Source organism: Rhodobacter capsulatus (assembly GCF_005144475.1).
Lineage (GTDB): Bacteria > Pseudomonadota > Alphaproteobacteria > Rhodobacterales > Rhodobacteraceae > Rhodobacter > Rhodobacter capsulatus_C.
On sequence record NZ_SWJZ01000030.1, the window covers coordinates 40,949 to 56,278 of the forward strand.

Sequence of the window (15,330 nt, forward strand, 5' to 3'; positions counted from 1 at the left end):
ATCACGAACTGCGCTGACTTGGCAGACGGTGCCACCTCGAAAAATGACAAGGTGGCAGTTGCAACAAGCTGGCAGGAGGCATGGCCTGAGCCGTCGCTGCAAAGGGCCTCCTGGTCCACAGCTGCGGTTTGAGCATGATCGACATGCGCGCCGTGGGATGAGTGATCAGGAAGCGCCGCCCAGAGAAGGGCGACGAGCAAGCACAGACCACACAGAATGTTCGCGAGCTTACGCATGGGAGCAGAATAGCGCTCTTGGTGTATGGGAGAGGTGTTCACATCGAAGTGAGCAGAGAATTTCCAAACAAAATCGGCGAAAGCGTCACGGCTTCACCTCTTTGTTACCCCTGTGAGACGGGAAGCGATTTGACCTTCCCACGTTGGAACCCGGCAGAGGTTAAAAAAAGGAGGAGCAGACCATGCGATTCAGTCGACGACTTTTCGTTGCCGGAGCCCTTGCCGCGCCTTTCTTGACGGGCCGGGCAGCCTTCGCAACCGAGGATAACCAAGGGCCCGTCCGAAACAACATCTCGGCGTTCCGTACCCATGAGTGGCAGGACCACTTCGACTCGCTTGGGGTGGGGGTTATCATCTCTGACACCACAGCCAAGGTTCTCCAGCACTGGACGAGCGATGGTCAGATGTTTCTCTACCCCACTTCGGTTCCGCTGTCGGATGAATTGACCCGGCGGGGATATACCGAGGTCGTCGAGAAGCGGGAAAACCCGAGCTGGGCTCCGACGCCCTCGATGCGGGAGCGCAACCCGGAATGGCCAGCCTTTGTGCCAGGAGGCAATCCGACCAATCCGCTCGGCACCCGCGCCCTGTATCTATCGTGGCAGTACTACCGGATTCATGGTACCCACGACACGCGCAAGATCGGTCGCCGCTCGTCGAACGGCTGTATCGGGCTTTACAATGAGCACATCGAAGAGGTGTTCGATCGCACGCCGGTCGGAACGAAAGTCAAGCTGATCTGAACAGATGAAATCGACAGCAACCCCTTTGGCCCTCCCGCAAAACCTGCTTGTCCGCAGGTTCTCGCGCTTCGTGTCGATGTGGCTTCTGACTGTCGCTCTGGTCATGGGCTTGGTGTTGGGACAGTCTGCAGAAGCAGCGTCTGGCAACGAGCATCATTCCGACCTCACCGTCGAGGCTGCCGATACACCCGACCAGCAATCTTCCGCAACGCCTGCCTGCCACCCCGGCGTGATTTGCACGGCGTTCGTTTTGCCAGATGCTCTGTCATCGATACAGCCCACGGTCGTTCCGGCTGTGCTTCAGCCCGGCGCTGAGCAGTCGCAACGCCGTTTTGGCGGTCCGGCCATCACACTTCCTCCCCCGCGAACAGTGACCTGACAGTCAGGCCGAACGATTGTTCGATGACCAGAAGAGCCGGTTTGAAAGACTGGCTCAGGTTCGACCCTTTCTCAGCCTGACTCCAGAATTCGTCCCAAGGCGTGGCCCGCCTGACCGGCAGGGCGCAGCCAATGATCAACAACAAGAAACCAAGGGCAGTCAGGCCGATGAAATCTCAATGGACGGGCGCGATCGCGCTTGCCGCTTCCGCCGTCGCGGCAGTGGCACTGGCACATACGGGGGCGACGGGCGTCGTCCTGGACCGAATGAACGGAATGACGGCAATGCGCGACACCATCGCGGAATTGGCACCGATGATGCAGGGCACCGTGCCCTACGACACCTTTATTGTGTCTGAAGGCGCCAGCGTCATTGCAAGTCATGCGGGCGGGACGATGCTGTCGCTCTTCCCTGAAAACAGCCTTGAAGGCGTCACCTATGCCAAGCCGGAAATCTGGGCCAATTGGCAGGAGTTCGCGGCTCTCTCCGAAGAACTGAAGGCCTATGCTGACGCCTTGGCCGAAGCAGCCCCGAACGGTCTCGAGCCTGCGAGTTCGCCAGATGGCGAGATGGCTGGCATGGATCACTCGGCCATGGGCATGACCGGAACACCGCAACCGGCGCAAGGCTTCACGATCGCGGAATTGATGGGATACGGAGCGGCTCCGGAAGAGATCGCGGTGGCACGAGGGACATCGGACCCGACAGTTTTGGAGCTTGATCTGACGACACTGGCGGCGGACGACCTCTTCAACCGGATCAGCGCGACCTGCTCTTCCTGTCATGCGCAGTTTCGAGCGGGCCGGAACTGACCATGCGAGGTTTGATCCGGCTTTCCTTTGTCTTCCCAGCCATTGTGGCAGGTATAGGTGCCGGTGTGTTGGCACTTTGGCCGATCGGGGAGGTCGAGCCCGCGAGCTTTCCTCCCGGCGATGCCGAACGTGGGGCCTATCTCGCGCGCGCAAGTGGCTGCGTGTCCTGCCATACCAACTCGGCCGCCAAAGGACTGGCGCTCGCGGGAGGTGCACCTCTTGACACACCTTTCGGCACCTTTGTGCCACCGAACATCACACCACATCGGGAGGCCGGGATCGGGCGCTGGACTGTGCAGGATTTCGCCAAGGCGGTGCGCCAAGGGGTGTCGCCCGACGGCGAGCCCTACTACCCGGTTTTCACCTACTCCTTCTATGCCGGCTTTACCGATCAGGACATTGCCGACCTCTGGGAGGCGTTCCGCACCGTCCCGGCTGTTGGCGATGCAGCCCCACCCCACGACGTCGGCCTGCCCTTCAATTTCAGATCGGGATTGAAGTTCTGGCGCGCGGCCTACCTTGATACGCCCAAGACGGACGCACTTATGGGCACGTCCTCCCCATGGAACCGCGGACGGCAACTGGTCGAGGGGGCTGCACATTGCGCCGCCTGCCACACGGGCCGAACCCTGGCAGGGGGCCTTGATGACGGCGCCCGCTTTGCCGGGAACGACAGCCTTCCAGGGGGCAGCAAAGCACCGCCAATTCTGAGTGACGTTCTCCTCGCAAAAGGTTGGGGCGTTGCGAACCTGGCTTACGCGCTTCAGTCCGGGATTCTGCCTAACGGTGATGCTTTCGGCGGCAGCATGGCCGAGGTCGTGGCAGAGGGTACGTCGTTTCTGAGCGCTGCCGACCGCGAGGCCATTGCCACCTATCTCCTCGACCCCGAAGGCACGGGCGACATTCCTGCGCCCGCACCGACGCCGGTCGAGACCCCGATGGCTGGAATGGATCATTCACAGATGGATATGGGAAATGGGAACTAGAGCGCTTGCCGTCATTCTGGCTTTGGGCGTTGCCGTCTTCGTCGGCGTCTTCATCTGGACAACCGCCTGGACCCTCGATCCGCGCGACACGACCTCCGCTGATCCATCGGTGACAGCCAAAGTGTCCGAAGCGCTTTCGGACGGACGGATGGACGTCCAGGTCGATGCGCTCGGTGGTCGTGACGTTCGCCTCGAAATCCAGTTCATGCCCGATACCGACGCCGGCGCAGCTGCCGGCATGCGGCCAGATGTGAACTTTGCGATGGTCGACATGCACATGGACGGCATAGCGCCGCCGCTTCAGCTGGTCGAGGCAGGCGTCTGGCGCGCCGACGTGAAGCTGCCGATGGCCGGTCGTTGGGTCGTCAGCGTGGGCTTTGGTGAAGAGTTTGCAGAGGTCGAGTTTGATGCGCGATAACCCAAGTCCGGCAACTTTTCTGAATGATGACAGCCTTCGCCGCAACCTGCGCGGCCTGGCTGTTGGCACCACCCTGTTTGTGGTCCTCGGCACGGTCACTGCCGTATGGGCGAACCCCCTTTTTGTCCGGATGACTCCAGTCGGGCCTTGGGAGTTCGTCGCGACCGTTCTGACGGCCTTCCTCGGAGGTGTGACAGCGGCGATGTGGGTCCCTCAGTGCAACTTGCGCGCTTCCGGGACGGGTGGGCTTGCCAGCTTTCTCGGAATCGCCTGCCCAACCTGCAACAAGTTGCTCATGCTGGTCTTCGGTGGACCTGCGCTTCTTGCCTGGTTTGACCCGCTCCGGCCGTGGCTTGCGACCGCCGGGCTCGTCATCATGGGTATCGCCGCGTTGGCAACATGGCGCCGGTTTCGCGCTGTCCGCACTGCCAACAGGGAGGTGCAGGGACCGCGGGGCCTTGATCGGGGTGACGTGAAATGAAGACAGTCACGGTCCATGACCCAATGTTCCGACGGCTGAGCCGGAATGTACTTTTGCGGCACGGGCTGATGGCCCTCCTCTCTGCTGGCATCGTTCTGATCTTTGCGGCTATCCATGGCGAGTGGAGTCCGATGCACCGCTGGAACCGGGCACTTGCCGACGCCTCGCTGGTGCTGGTTGCGCTTTCGATGGGTCTGGGTCCTCTGGCCCGGCTCCTCAGACCCGCAGTGTTGGTGCTGCCCTACCGCCGCGAGTCGGGCATCTACGGCTGCCTTCTGGCGCTTGCGCATGCTGCAATCATCCTTGTTGGCTGGGTCGAATGGGACCTGATGCGGCTCTTCGGCTTCGAATGGCATCCCGAACTCCTCAGCTATGTGATGTTTCAGCATGGCTTTGGTCTGGCCAATGCGATCGGGATCGCCGCCTTGCTCCTGGCGGTCCTCCTGGCCACAACCTCAAGCGATGTCGCGATGCGCCGCCTGGGCGTTTCCGGCTGGAAATTCCTGCAGATGGGTGTCCTGCCGCTCTGGTGGCTGTCTGTAGCGCATGTCGCCTACTTCCTGTTCATGCACTTCCTCAGCTTTCACCGGGCGACGCCCGAGCCGAACCCCCTGCAGTATTGGTTCGTCGGACTGGTGGTCTTGGTCCTAGGACTGCGACTTGCCGCTTACCTGAAAACCATTGGCGGCAGACGCATGCCGGAGTCTCAGGACGAGGGGGCCAAGCATGCGCCGATCTGAACGGGATCTTGCCCGGGCCTCACGGGTAACGACGCGTCGGTCGCTGATGCTGGGCGGCGTGATGACCTCGGTGGTCGGTGTGCTTGGTTTCCGGATGTGGCAACTGGGCGTACGCGATGCTGAGGAGTATTACCTCCTGGCCGAGGAAAACCGAATCAATTTGCGGTTGGTGCGCCCCGACCGGGGCCGCATCTTCGACCGCGCAGGCAAGATCGTCGCGGACAACGAACACACCTACCGGATCACGCTCGTGAAGGAGGAGGCCCGGGACGTCAATGACGTCCTTGCGAAACTGCAGCGGCTTCTTGGTCTGACGAGCGAGGATATCGACCGGATTCGGGAGCAACTTGACCGCGTTCGGGGCTTTGTCCCGGTGACCGTTAAGGACAGGGTCACCTGGGAAGAGTTGTCAATCATCGCCTTGAACACCCCGGCTCTTCCGGGTGTCCACCCGGAGATGGTCCTGTCCCGGGTCTATCCCTTCGGGCCGGACTTTGCCCATCAGGTCGGCTATGTGGGACCCGTCAGCGACAGCGATCTCACAGCCAAGGACGGGGAACCCGATCCGCTTTTGCGCTCGCCGGACTACCAGATCGGCAAGACGGCGCTTGAGCGGATCCACGAGCGTGCGTTGCGCGGTGAGCCGGGAGCTCAGCGGGTGGAGGTCAACGCCGGCGGCAGGACCATGCGCGAGCTGGCACTTGATCCGCCGACCCCCGGCTCGGACATGCAGATCACACTGGATCATCATTTGCAGAACTTCATGCGTGTGCGCCTCGAAGGACAAAGCGCGGCAGCAATCGTAATGGATGTGACAAACGGTGATCTTCTTGGCTGCACGTCTGCGCCTGCATTTGACCCGAACCTCTTCGTGCGGGGGATCTCGAGCAAGGACTACAGCGGTCTGCGCGACAGCGAGTTTCGCCCGCTTGCCGACAAGACCGTTCAAGGGGCCTATCCGCCGGGATCCACGATCAAGATGTCGAATGCGCTCGCGGCTCTGGAGAGCGGAGTCATGGACCCGACAGAAACCGTGACCTGCAATGGCTATGTCGAAATTTCCGGACGCAGGTTCCATTGCTGGAAAAGCGGCGGCCATGGGCGGGTCGACATGGTCGGTGCGTTGCGGCAGTCCTGCGACGTCTACTTCTACGAAGTCGCGCAACGGATCGGGATCGACGGCATCTTTGCGATGAACGACCGTCTCGGACTAGGCCAGAAATACGACCTTCCGCTGTCGGGAATGGTTCACGGCAACAATCCCTCGCGCGCCTGGAAGCAAGAGCGCTACGGTCAGGATTGGTTGATTGGCGACACGATCAACGCGTCCATTGGCCAGGGCTTCACGTTGACCTCGCCAATTCAGCTTGCCACGATGACCGCGCGCTTGGCCTCAGGAACGGCAGTCCTCCCGCGTCTCGTGCGCCCGCTCGGTGGGGCCAGCCCGGGTGAGCCTGCGCCTGCCTCCCTTGGTCTATCGGCAGAAGCGCTGGCGATCGTACGACAAGGGATGTTTGAGGTCTCGAACCACGAGCGCGGCACGGCCTATGCCTCGCGGATCGCGGATGTGACCAAGGCGATGGCCGGGAAGACCGGAACGAGCCAGGTGTTTTCGATCACGGCGGCTGAGCGCGCAGCCGGTGTCCGATCGCAGGACGAACTCCCATGGAACAGGCGGGACCATGGGCTGTTCGTGGCCTTCGCACCCTTTGATGCGCCTCGATTTGCCGTGACCGTTGTTGTGGAGCATGGCGGCGGCGGCTCAACGGCGGCGGCACCGATCGCGCGCGACATCATGCTCTTTGCCCAACACGGCGGCCTGCCGCCCGAAGATGCCTATCCTACTGCTCAGCGGGCCCGAATTCGGGAGGATCTGGCTCAACTGTCCGAACGGATTCTCCCGCCGGATGGGGTGACACCGATCACCGTGAGCCGGACATGAAGGCCACCAAGCCAAGAAATGGCAAGTTGCGAGGCGCTGCGGTTGTTGCGCGCGCGGCAATCTTTCTGCTGTTTGCGCCGCAAGCAAACGCATTCTTCCACAATAGCCCCGATCTCGAACAAGGTCGCGCCATCTATGAGGCGGAATGCGCGTCGTGCCACGGCGCCGATCTGGAAGGACATCCCGACTGGCGGTCGGCGAATGAGGACGGGACCTATCCCGCCCCGCCGCATGACGCGAGCGGCCACACCTGGCATCACGGCGACATCATGCTGCGCGACTACATCAAACGCGGCGGGCAGGCGGTCCTTGACGAAATGGGCGTTGCCTTCACCTCCGGCATGCCGGCTTTCGGCGACCGTCTGACGGACGAGGATATCGAAGCTGTTCTCGATTACATCAAATCGACTTGGCCCGACGGCATCCGCGCCACGCAAGTAGAGCGCAGCGCCACCGAGGCCCTCGCTCCATGACGCCTGGCCCGAACAATAGGCTATCGGTCCAAGTTTGGACTTGCCCCTCGAGTTACTTGAGGAAGCATCAACCCTCAAAGAATGTACGAAATGAAAGGTCCGCCTGATGCGAATGAAATCCCTGCTGCTTGCCAGTGTCTTCTGTTTCCAGGTCGCTATGCCGTCCTTCGCGGAGGAGGTCTCGGATGAACGCATCAAGGCTCTCGTGGCCGAGGCCCTGCGCGAAAACCCCGAACTGATCCTCGAAGCGCTCCAGGCCCTCGAAGAACGGCAGGCGGAAGCACAGGCAGCCGCCGCAACCGCAGTATTGGCCAACGAGCGCGACACATTGGAACGTGACCCCAACGCACCGGTTCTAGGCAATCTGGAGGGCGATATCACGGTGGTCGAGTTCTTTGACTACAACTGCCCCTACTGCAAGCGCGCCATGCCGGAAGTCGACGCTCTTCTGGCCGAAGACGGCAACATCCGGTTGGTGATGCGCGAATGGCCAATCCTCAGCGAGGGATCTGCCTTTGCCGCACGCGCCGCGCTCGCATCCCGAAAGCAGGGCAAATATGCTGAGCTCCACAATGCTCTGATGGGCATGCGTGGCAAGGTAGAAGCCGACACGGTGCTGCGTGTCGCCGGCGAAATCGGCCTGGACTTGGACAGGCTCAAAACAGACATGCAGGCGCCTGAGATCGACGAGCACATCGCAACCTCGATGCGTCTGGCCGAGGCGCTCGGTTTCAACGGGACGCCGTCCTTTGTCGTAGGCGATCAGCTGGTCCCCGGTTTTGTTGAAAAGGCCCAGCTTTCCGAAATCGTGGCTTCTGTTCGGGCATCAGAATGAGTGGTTCGAAACGAGTCGCTTTGGAATGCTCCCGTTGCACCGCCTTCCCTGCTCGCAGGACGATCCCGGCCGTCCCGGCCCTCGCGGCGGTACTATGGACCGCTCTGTCTGGAATTGCGGCAGCGCATTCGTTCACCGCAGCAATTCTCGTCGTCGGAGAGAATGTTGAGCAAGACCTTGCCGAGGCTGTCCGAGGATTCCTGCTGGCTGCCGACGAGCGGGACGGGCACCCAAACGAAACCTCCGACGGGCATCTGGGCGGCGTTGACGTGCATGTTCTTCCGCTTCCGGCCGAAGCCACCAGACTGGTCCAGGAGTTGACTGGCTCACCAGACGAGGCGGCTGATGTCGTCATCGTCCTTGGACCGAAGCCTGCCGACGACGACGCGGCGAGCAAGTACAGCCGTGCGAGCATCGTTCTGGTGCAAGCACTCCTTGCGGAGGGCTGGAATGGTGATGACCGCATGGAAGGTTTCATCACACGCTACCGGCTCGCCTACGGCAAAGAGCCCGATCCTTTGGCCGCGTCAGCCTACCATGCGGCGCGCAGGTTGGATGTCGCGATCAGACCGCTTGACGGGGCGGGGCCGCGGGATGAGCTTCTGGAAGCCTAGCAAGAATCCGAGGTCGGCTTGCCAAGATGATCCTGTGGTGTCTCGCGCGGCGCGCACCGGGTGGGGATCTCACGCCGCCGGATAGCTGGTGAAGACCGTACTGCTTCCGTCCTGACCGACCAGGACCACGTCATATGCCTGACGCTCTGTCTCTGGACCCATTCCCGGTGAGCCGAATGGCATGCCCGGAACGGAAAGTCCTACCGCCAAGGGGCGTTCGGCCATCAGCCTGCGGATATCCGCTGCTGGAACGTGCCCTTCGATGGTGTAGTCGCCGATGGTCGCCGTGTGGCAGGACGACAGGTTCTCCGGGATGCCGCGCTCCCGCTTGTAGGTCGCGAGGTCTTCGACACTGCGCTCTTCAAAGCTGACGTTAAAGCCGTTTTCGCGCAGGTGGCCGATCCAAGCGTTGCAACAGGGGCAGCCAGGGTCCTTTACCACATGGATCCGCTCGTCCCCTTCGGCCAGCAAAGGCACAGCGCTCATGGCAAGGATGGTCGATCCGGTAAGAAGAAGAGTACGGCGCGCAAGGTTCATCAAAAGCCCCAGTCTATGTGTCACCGCAAAATACTGCCAAAGGCCGGGCGTGGCGAGCGTAGTATGGCTCCCAATAGGCCTGATCACCAAGAAACTACCGAAGACGCGCGTCCCCGGCCTGCACCAGAAGGACGCCATGATTCTCATCTGCGTCATCGTCCGTAACCCGGCGGGTCTGAACGCCCTGCAAATCTGCGAAACCTTCCATCATCCGTTTCGGAAACCAGGTCATTGGCAGGCTTTCGAAGCCGGGAACGCCGTCAAGTACGCGCGATATTGCAATTGTGCAGTTCGCCTTGGGCACCGCGCCGTACGCTTTGGCACGCGCCATGATCAGGTCCGCAACTTCTGGCGAAACCATGATCGTCTGCTCAACAACGTCGTAAGTTTCGCGGGCATGGTAGTCGATGTAGAAGTCGACCATCTTCGGCGTGATCCCGAAATGGACATCGTTGCGCTCCGGAAGCTTCGGATGTCGCCAGGTTCCCGCCGGATCGAAGAGGACACGCTCTGAGCCATTGATCAAAAGCCCGGCATGCGCACCGGTGCCGCTGCGGGTCGACAGGACGGTATAGAGCGTGACCGAGGTCGGGCCGACATGTTCATAGCGCGCCTCGGCCACGGCCTCATCAGGCGCCCAAATCGGTTCGGCGCCGCAGGCGGACAGAAACAGAGTTGCGAAAAGGGCGAAGAACAATCGTTTCATGGCGTGTCCCGTCAGATGAATGACGTTTTCGCGACCTTCGTTCAGTTGCCAGTAAACTCTGCGCTATCAAGTCAAGACGAGGGAAAACGCGGCAATTCTGCTGCAGTCGATGCTATGGCCATGTGGTCCAGACACCAAACTGTCAGATGACGGGACCAGACCACGCTGATACAAGCGAGAGCATGACCCATTCGACGTTTCCTATGCGTGCATTGATCCTCGCCGCCTATCTTCTGGCGGCGATCCTGCCGATGCTTGCCTCCGCCGATGGTCGGCAACAGACTCAGGCAGACCATGAGCAGATGATGGCGATGGCTGGCCATGTCGCGCATATGTCATCCAGCGGCAGCCCGATTGACGATGCACAACGTCTGCTTTGCCAGCAACATTGTCTTTTTGCAGCCGCGGCTCTTCCCGCACCAAGCCCGGGCGTCGTCGTCATCGCGCGTTCGGTTGAAATCAGACTGAACAATGACCTGCTGGCCGCATCGCTGGCGCTCCCGCCACCCGGCCCACCTCCGAAACGCACGTTGATCTGACACTATGGTTCCGCTTTGTCGGGACCTTCAGTCTTTTCACGTTGCGATACAGGAGAATTCGCATGATCACGCTCTCTCGCCGCGGCTTTCTGGCCGCTTCTGCGGCTACTGCCGCCTCACTTATCCTGCCTGCCCGCGCTCGAGCCCAATCAGCCCGTATGTCGCTGACGGCGACGACCCGGACGCTCGATGTCCGGGGCAGGGCCGCCACCGTCTGGGGGCTGGTGGACGGCAACGGCCGGTCTGGATTGGTCCTCGACCCGGGTCAGGCATTTGCCGTCGATCTGACGAATACCCTGACCGAGCCGACCATCATCCACTGGCACGGACAGATCCCGCCGAACGCGCAAGACGGCGTGCCGGACATGCCCATGGCCACGCTGCAACCCGGCGAAAGCCGCGCCTATGACTTTGCCGCGCGCCCGGGCACGCACTGGATGCATGCCCATATCCCCGCGCACGAGATGCTGCTGCTCGCCGCCCCCCTGGTCGTGCGGCGACCCGAGGATGTTGCGGCCGATCGGCAGGGCGTGACGCTGTTCCTGCACGACTTTTCGTTCAAGCCGCCTGCGGAGGTGCTGGCACAGATTACGGGTGGCGCGTCAATGGCCGGCATGGACCATGGCCAGATGGCGCAAGGAGGAATGGACCACTCTGGCATGGACATGGGCGCAATGGGTCAGGGGGACATGATGGCCATGCCGGGCATGGACGGCATGGCGATGGACCTGAACGACTACAACTTTGATGCCTACCTTGCCAATGACCGGACACTGGACGACCCCGAAGTCGTCCAGGTGGACAAGGGCAGCAAAGTCCTTGTTCGGGTGATCAACGCGGCCGCCGCGACGGTGTTCTGGATCGACACCGGCGCCTTGACCGGGCGGCTGGTCGCCGTGGACGGCGAGCCGGTGCAGCCTCTTCCTGGCAGCCGTTTCGGAATCGCGATGGGCCAGCGGCTGGACATCGAGCTTGATGTTCCTGCCGAAGGCGGGGCCTTCCCGGTCCTCGCCTTGCGCGAGGGTGCAAGAGAACGGACGGGTCTCGTCCTTGCGACGCCAGGGGCCACGGTGACGAAGATCGCCGACATGTCCGATGCCGACCATCCTGCCTTCAGCTCCGATCTGACGCAGGAAGCGGCCCTGCGCGCCGTCACCCCACTGCCGGAGCGCGCGGCATCGTCCCAGCCGATGTTGATGCTGGGCGGCTCGATGATGCCCTACGTATGGACCATCAACGGGCAGACCTGGGGCAAACATTCCCCGGTGACCGCGAAAACCGGCGAGCGTGTCGAGATCATGTTCCACAACATGTCAATGATGGCGCATCCCATGCATCTGCATGGCCACGCTTTCCAGGTGGTCGGCGTGGGCCAGAACCGGATTGCAGGCGCAGTGCGCGATACCGTTCATGTGCCTTCGATGGGGATGGTGACGGTCGCGGTGGATGCGGGTGAAGCAGCGCGGTGGATGCTGCATTGCCATCACATGCCGCATCTCTCGACAGGCATGATGACTGAGTTCGCGGTTTCGGCCTGACGACGATCCGGGCCCGCAGATTGCCTGCGGGTCCGACCTTCCGCGAAGGGAAAAGCCAAATGCCTGTTCAGATGGGTCGTCGACCTCTCCTTGTCGGTCTTGTAGCGGGCTTCATTGCGGGGCCCGCCCAGGCGCGGCCGCCTTTCCGGCTGCGAAAGGACCCGCAGCCTCTGCTTTCCCCGCCTATCCAGGATGAAGCAGGAACCACCAGGGTTCTTGGGGACTTTGCCGGGCGTGTGATCCTTCTGAACATCTGGGCGACTTGGTGCCCGCCATGCCGGGAAGAGATGCCAGCACTCGACCGTTTGGAAGGGCTGCTTGGAGGCCCGGATTTTGCCGTACTACCCCTTTGCATCGACGAAGGCGGGATCGAAAGGGGCCGACGTTTCTATGATGAAGTCGGACTTGTAAACCTGCCGCTTTACTGGGCGGAACCGTTGCGGGTTCAACTGGCACTCGCCTTCATCGGACTGCCAACGACGCTTCTGATCGACCGCGAAACGCGTGAAATCGGGCGGCTTCAGGGCCCCTTCGACTGGGGAAGCGACGAGGCTGTCCGTCAGATATCGGATCTGCTTTGATCGGTCGCCATTCCCTTGATTAAATCCCTGCCTAGCCCGTTGAGTTCGGAAATGGACAGATCAGGCTGCCTGATAGCTGGTGAAGATTTCGAGACTTCCATCCCGGCCAACCAGCAGGACGTCATAGGCGTCCCGACTGTCTTCTGATCCCATGCCGGGGGAGCCGTAAGGCATGCCGGGCACGGCAAGACCAACTGCATCAGGACGCTCGTCGAGCAGCCTGCGGATATCGGCAGCCGGGACATGGCCTTCGAGAGCATAGCCGTCAACGGTCCCCGTGTGGCAGGAAAATGCCTTTGCTGGAATGCCCTGGTCCATCTTGAAGCGGATCAGCAACGTTCCCATCGACACCTCATCCGTAACCGTGAAGCCTTGCTCCCGCAGATAGTCGACCCATGCTTCACAGCACTCGCAGCCACGCCCCTTGACGACATGGATTGGCGGTTCTTCCTCTGCCTGAGCTTTGGCGGCAGGGGTTACGGCAAAGGCTGTTGCTGCAAGGATGACCTCGCGGCGGCCGATACGAAATTCAGTCATCCGCGTTCTCCGTCAGTTCCTGAAATGAAGCCAGTTTCGCTGCGCCAAGTGGCGAGCGCATTAAGATCATCTGCCGAAGCAATCTCCTGTTCCGGCAAGGCGTCCTGGTCTTTAGGATCGACCGGTCTGCCGTCGACACGAACTTCGTAGTGAAGGTTGGGGCCGCTCACGAGCCCTGTCGCGCCGACCGCGCCAATCTTGTCTCCCGCCTTGACCCGCGACCCCACGCGAACTTCTTCGGCAATTTCGGACAGATGTGCATATCGCGTGACCACCCCACCGCCGTGATCGATGTCGATCGTGGTGCCGTAGCCACGGATCGTACCCGCAAAGGTCACCCGCCCGGCGCCGGTCGCCGAGACTTCGGTTCCCACGGGTGCCGCGTAATCAATCCCGGTATGCATGCGAACCCCACCCAACACGGGATGGTCCCGGCGCCCAAAGACGGACGACAGTCGTGCACCAAGGATGGGTGCCGCTGAACGCTGCACGGCTTCGCCATCTTCAAAGACGATGACCGGGCCGGCGGCTTCGGTCGCAACGAGTTCGAGGACGCGATCAGTAAGCTCCAGCCGAGCGTAACTCAGGCGCGGCTCTCCCGCGATGGTGCCATCGGGAAGCTGATCTTCCTGCCAGACCAGCGCGAAGGTCTCTCCACCTTTGAGGTCGCGCCTGAAATCGACCTGGCCCGCAAGAAGTGCAGTAAGGTCAACTGCGAAGCGTTCCGGTGCATTTCGCGCCATCAAGGCGTCGTAAAGGGTTCCGTCGAGGGTCAAGGTCTCCCGCCGGTCCGTCTCACGAACCGGTGGGTCAAGCCGTCGTGCCGCGATCGGCCCGTCGAAGGTGAGAGCGATCTCTACACCATCTTCCACGAAGAGCGACAGGCGTGTCAGCGATGATGGATCTCCGGACGCCGCAGTCCATTCGACCCGGTGACCAGGTCGCAGGTCGGTCAGGTCATAGACTCCCGAAAGTGCCAATGCGGCTTCTGCCCGGATCGTCAAGGGGACTCCTGAGTGACCAAGGACACTGTCCAAGGTGTCACCGGGTTCGATTGTGGCTTCGAACGCCATGGGCAAATGCGCCGTCGGAGGATCGGCCACTGCCTGGAGCGGGGCGAATGACGCGAGAGCAAGGATCAGAAATGCGGGGCGGATCATCTGGCAGAATGACCTTTCAACTGAGGGTTCGGCGGATTTTGGGAACGGCGAAGCGCCGGTCCTCGTGAAAGTCGATGATGCTGGTGAAGCGCCCATCGGAATGGAACAGGAACACACCGGCGGTATGGTCCATCGTGTAGTCACCGGCATCCTTGGCGACGCGGCGATAGGTTGCGCGAAAATCTGCGGCGGCCTGCGCGACCTCGTCAGCAGATCCCGTAAGCCCCAGGATGCGTGGATCGAAATTGCCGACGTAGTCGGCAAGGACGTCTGGCGTATCCCGCTCCGGATCGACCGAAATCAACGCGACAATCATGCGATCGGCGTCGGCACCCAGTTCTTCGAGCCAGAGCGATATGTCGCTCAATGTGGTCGGGCAGACGTCCGGGCACCAGGTGAAGCCGAAAAGCACCATGGCCGGGCGGCCAGCCCAGTCTTTCGGTCGGACGGATCGGCCACGGTGATCGGTCAATGTCCAGGACATCTCGCCAATTGGCAAGGGCAGGCGCTCGCTGCGGGTTGGCTGCTTGCGCGTGCGATAGGCGCCGACGCCCAGCATGAAGGCGACGGCTCCGACTGCCCCTCCAGCACCGAGGATTATTGCCCTGCGTCGGCGCAATCCGGACCCTCCGCACGCAAGGACAGGACGTCGACGTTCACGGTAACCTCACCGGCCTTTTCGAAGGACAGGGTAACCGGGAAGCTGTCGCCCTCCTTGAGGGCGGTGGTCAGCCCCATCAGCATGCCGTGATATCCCCCCGGAGAAAGCTGCACGCTCTGGCCGGCCGGCACAGGGACGGACATCGCATGCGGCATCGATGCGATGCCATCCTGAACAACAGTCTCGTGCAGCATCGGCATAGCGGCTGCAGGCGTCGCGATGCCCAACAGCGCGTCGTCGGTCGATCCGGTGTTCGTGATCTCCACATAGAAGACGCCGGGACGCCCCGCGCCGATTGTCGCCTTGGACCAGGCGTGCTCAACCGTCAGATCGCCGATGGTCACGGTCTCGCAGGCCATCGCTGCAGATGCAGAGATGATCAGCGCTGCAGCAAGAAGAAAGTGTTTCATGG

General features: G+C 61.7%; 20 protein-coding genes. 14 read left to right on the forward strand and 6 right to left on the reverse strand.

Going from position 1 to position 15,330, the window contains the following annotated elements; all coding sequences use genetic code 11:
• The first annotated feature begins 418 nt into the window (after positions 1-418).
• The 11 genes from FBT96_RS09020 to FBT96_RS09065 all read left to right on the forward strand — a co-directional run bounded on the left by FBT96_RS09020 (position 419) and on the right by FBT96_RS09065 (position 8,659).
• The gene (locus tag FBT96_RS09020; protein WP_136905963.1) at positions 419-979 is read left to right on the forward strand and encodes a L,D-transpeptidase; all 561 of its coding nucleotides are present in this window, start codon (positions 419-421) and stop codon (positions 977-979) included.
• Between the two features lie 4 nt (positions 980-983).
• Positions 984-1,358, forward strand: coding sequence for a hypothetical protein (locus FBT96_RS20655; RefSeq protein ID WP_169583333.1), 375 nt, complete (start codon positions 984-986; stop codon positions 1,356-1,358).
• 131 nt (positions 1,359-1,489) lie between these two features.
• Positions 1,490-2,170, forward strand: a complete 681-nt coding sequence (locus FBT96_RS09025; protein WP_136905964.1) for a cytochrome c — start codon at positions 1,490-1,492, stop codon at positions 2,168-2,170.
• Between the two features lie 2 nt (positions 2,171-2,172).
• Positions 2,173-3,156, forward strand: a complete 984-nt coding sequence (locus FBT96_RS09030; RefSeq protein WP_212635373.1) for a c-type cytochrome — start codon at positions 2,173-2,175, stop codon at positions 3,154-3,156.
• On the forward strand, positions 3,146-3,574 hold the full coding sequence (locus tag FBT96_RS09035) for a hypothetical protein (RefSeq protein ID WP_136905965.1): 429 nt from the start codon (positions 3,146-3,148) through the stop codon (positions 3,572-3,574). The genes FBT96_RS09030 and FBT96_RS09035 overlap by 11 nt, the downstream gene beginning before the upstream one ends.
• Positions 3,564-4,055, forward strand: a complete 492-nt coding sequence (locus tag FBT96_RS09040; RefSeq protein WP_136905966.1) for a hypothetical protein — start codon at positions 3,564-3,566, stop codon at positions 4,053-4,055. Before FBT96_RS09035 ends, FBT96_RS09040 begins: the two co-directional genes overlap by 11 nt.
• A complete protein-coding gene (locus tag FBT96_RS09045) occupies positions 4,052-4,795 on the forward strand; it encodes a ferric reductase-like transmembrane domain-containing protein (RefSeq protein WP_249306398.1) in 744 nt (247 codons plus the stop codon). The genes FBT96_RS09040 and FBT96_RS09045 overlap by 4 nt, the downstream gene beginning before the upstream one ends.
• Positions 4,782-6,737, forward strand: coding sequence for a penicillin-binding protein 2 (gene mrdA / locus FBT96_RS09050; RefSeq protein ID WP_136905967.1), 1,956 nt, complete (start codon positions 4,782-4,784; stop codon positions 6,735-6,737). The genes FBT96_RS09045 and mrdA overlap by 14 nt, the downstream gene beginning before the upstream one ends.
• Positions 6,734-7,210 carry a c-type cytochrome gene (locus tag FBT96_RS09055; protein WP_136905968.1) on the forward strand — a complete coding sequence of 159 codons (477 nt, stop codon included), beginning with the start codon at positions 6,734-6,736 and terminating at the stop codon, positions 7,208-7,210. The genes mrdA and FBT96_RS09055 overlap by 4 nt, the downstream gene beginning before the upstream one ends.
• A 112-nt stretch (positions 7,211-7,322) precedes the next feature.
• Entirely contained in the window at positions 7,323-8,045 is a 723-nt protein-coding gene (locus tag FBT96_RS09060; RefSeq protein ID WP_169583335.1) for a DsbA family protein, read from the forward strand.
• On the forward strand, positions 8,042-8,659 hold the full coding sequence (locus FBT96_RS09065; RefSeq protein ID WP_136905970.1) for a hypothetical protein: 618 nt from the start codon (positions 8,042-8,044) through the stop codon (positions 8,657-8,659). Before FBT96_RS09060 ends, FBT96_RS09065 begins: the two co-directional genes overlap by 4 nt.
• Positions 8,660-8,728: 69 nt before the next feature.
• On the opposite strand, the gene FBT96_RS09070 is transcribed toward FBT96_RS09065, so the two are convergent.
• Together FBT96_RS09070 and FBT96_RS09075 are read right to left on the reverse strand one after the other, a co-directional pair.
• Positions 8,729-9,196 (reverse strand): DUF411 domain-containing protein, encoded by a 468-nt coding sequence (locus tag FBT96_RS09070; protein ID WP_136905971.1) that lies wholly within the window; start codon positions 9,194-9,196, stop codon positions 8,729-8,731.
• A 94-nt stretch (positions 9,197-9,290) separates the two neighbouring features.
• Positions 9,291-9,902 (reverse strand): membrane lipoprotein lipid attachment site-containing protein, encoded by a 612-nt coding sequence (locus FBT96_RS09075; protein WP_136905972.1) that lies wholly within the window; start codon positions 9,900-9,902, stop codon positions 9,291-9,293.
• Positions 9,903-10,084: 182 nt separating this feature from the next.
• Here FBT96_RS09075 and FBT96_RS09080 point away from each other — a divergent pair, with 182 nt between their 5' ends.
• From FBT96_RS09080 to FBT96_RS09090, 3 genes are all read left to right on the forward strand, one after another.
• Positions 10,085-10,441, forward strand: coding sequence for a hypothetical protein (locus FBT96_RS09080; RefSeq protein ID WP_136905973.1), 357 nt, complete (start codon positions 10,085-10,087; stop codon positions 10,439-10,441).
• A 62-nt stretch (positions 10,442-10,503) separates the two neighbouring features.
• Positions 10,504-11,979 carry a multicopper oxidase family protein gene (locus tag FBT96_RS09085; RefSeq protein WP_136905974.1) on the forward strand — a complete coding sequence of 492 codons (1,476 nt, stop codon included), beginning with the start codon at positions 10,504-10,506 and terminating at the stop codon, positions 11,977-11,979.
• 71 nt (positions 11,980-12,050) lie between these two features.
• Positions 12,051-12,560, forward strand: coding sequence for a TlpA family protein disulfide reductase (locus FBT96_RS09090; protein WP_136906028.1), 510 nt, complete (start codon positions 12,051-12,053; stop codon positions 12,558-12,560).
• Positions 12,561-12,620: 60 nt separating this feature from the next.
• On the opposite strand, the gene FBT96_RS09095 is transcribed toward FBT96_RS09090, so the two are convergent.
• Genes FBT96_RS09095 through FBT96_RS09110 form a run of 4 tightly spaced genes read right to left on the reverse strand, consistent with a single transcriptional unit; the run spans position 12,621 to position 15,328 of the window.
• On the reverse strand, positions 12,621-13,097 hold the full coding sequence (locus FBT96_RS09095) for a DUF411 domain-containing protein (protein ID WP_125327810.1): 477 nt from the start codon (positions 13,095-13,097) through the stop codon (positions 12,621-12,623).
• The gene (locus FBT96_RS09100) at positions 13,094-14,257 is read right to left on the reverse strand and encodes a M23 family metallopeptidase (protein ID WP_169583337.1); all 1,164 of its coding nucleotides are present in this window, start codon (positions 14,255-14,257) and stop codon (positions 13,094-13,096) included. The genes FBT96_RS09095 and FBT96_RS09100 overlap by 4 nt, the downstream gene beginning before the upstream one ends.
• A gap of 16 nt (positions 14,258-14,273) precedes the next feature.
• On the reverse strand, positions 14,274-14,816 hold the full coding sequence (locus FBT96_RS09105; protein ID WP_169583339.1) for an SCO family protein: 543 nt from the start codon (positions 14,814-14,816) through the stop codon (positions 14,274-14,276).
• A gap of 38 nt (positions 14,817-14,854) precedes the next feature.
• Positions 14,855-15,328 (reverse strand): copper chaperone PCu(A)C, encoded by a 474-nt coding sequence (locus tag FBT96_RS09110; RefSeq protein ID WP_136905977.1) that lies wholly within the window; start codon positions 15,326-15,328, stop codon positions 14,855-14,857.
• Positions 15,329-15,330 lie beyond the last annotated feature (2 nt).

Excerpts from the sequence above, each read along its gene's own strand:
- FBT96_RS09020 (WP_136905963.1), top strand. The coding sequence starts at position 419 with ATGCGATTCAGTCGACGACTTTTCGTTGCCGGAGCCCTTGCCGCGCCT.
- FBT96_RS20655 (WP_169583333.1), top strand. The coding sequence starts at position 984 with ATGAAATCGACAGCAACCCCTTTGGCCCTCCCGCAAAACCTGCTTGTC.
- FBT96_RS09025 (WP_136905964.1), top strand. The coding sequence starts at position 1,490 with ATGATCAACAACAAGAAACCAAGGGCAGTCAGGCCGATGAAATCTCAA.
- FBT96_RS09030 (WP_212635373.1), top strand. The coding sequence starts at position 2,173 with ATGCGAGGTTTGATCCGGCTTTCCTTTGTCTTCCCAGCCATTGTGGCA.
- FBT96_RS09035 (WP_136905965.1), top strand. The coding sequence starts at position 3,146 with ATGGGAACTAGAGCGCTTGCCGTCATTCTGGCTTTGGGCGTTGCCGTC.
- FBT96_RS09040 (WP_136905966.1), top strand. The coding sequence starts at position 3,564 with ATGCGCGATAACCCAAGTCCGGCAACTTTTCTGAATGATGACAGCCTT.
- FBT96_RS09045 (WP_249306398.1), top strand. The coding sequence starts at position 4,052 with ATGAAGACAGTCACGGTCCATGACCCAATGTTCCGACGGCTGAGCCGG.
- mrdA (WP_136905967.1), top strand. The coding sequence starts at position 4,782 with ATGCGCCGATCTGAACGGGATCTTGCCCGGGCCTCACGGGTAACGACG.
- FBT96_RS09055 (WP_136905968.1), top strand. The coding sequence starts at position 6,734 with ATGAAGGCCACCAAGCCAAGAAATGGCAAGTTGCGAGGCGCTGCGGTT.
- FBT96_RS09060 (WP_169583335.1), top strand. The coding sequence starts at position 7,323 with ATGAAATCCCTGCTGCTTGCCAGTGTCTTCTGTTTCCAGGTCGCTATG.
- FBT96_RS09065 (WP_136905970.1), top strand. The coding sequence starts at position 8,042 with ATGAGTGGTTCGAAACGAGTCGCTTTGGAATGCTCCCGTTGCACCGCC.
- FBT96_RS09070 (WP_136905971.1), bottom strand. The coding sequence starts at position 9,196 with ATGAACCTTGCGCGCCGTACTCTTCTTCTTACCGGATCGACCATCCTT.
- FBT96_RS09075 (WP_136905972.1), bottom strand. The coding sequence starts at position 9,902 with ATGAAACGATTGTTCTTCGCCCTTTTCGCAACTCTGTTTCTGTCCGCC.
- FBT96_RS09080 (WP_136905973.1), top strand. The coding sequence starts at position 10,085 with ATGACCCATTCGACGTTTCCTATGCGTGCATTGATCCTCGCCGCCTAT.
- FBT96_RS09085 (WP_136905974.1), top strand. The coding sequence starts at position 10,504 with ATGATCACGCTCTCTCGCCGCGGCTTTCTGGCCGCTTCTGCGGCTACT.
- FBT96_RS09090 (WP_136906028.1), top strand. The coding sequence starts at position 12,051 with ATGGGTCGTCGACCTCTCCTTGTCGGTCTTGTAGCGGGCTTCATTGCG.
- FBT96_RS09095 (WP_125327810.1), bottom strand. The coding sequence starts at position 13,097 with ATGACTGAATTTCGTATCGGCCGCCGCGAGGTCATCCTTGCAGCAACA.
- FBT96_RS09100 (WP_169583337.1), bottom strand. The coding sequence starts at position 14,257 with ATGATCCGCCCCGCATTTCTGATCCTTGCTCTCGCGTCATTCGCCCCG.
- FBT96_RS09105 (WP_169583339.1), bottom strand. The coding sequence starts at position 14,816 with ATGCTGGGCGTCGGCGCCTATCGCACGCGCAAGCAGCCAACCCGCAGC.
- FBT96_RS09110 (WP_136905977.1), bottom strand. The coding sequence starts at position 15,328 with ATGAAACACTTTCTTCTTGCTGCAGCGCTGATCATCTCTGCATCTGCA.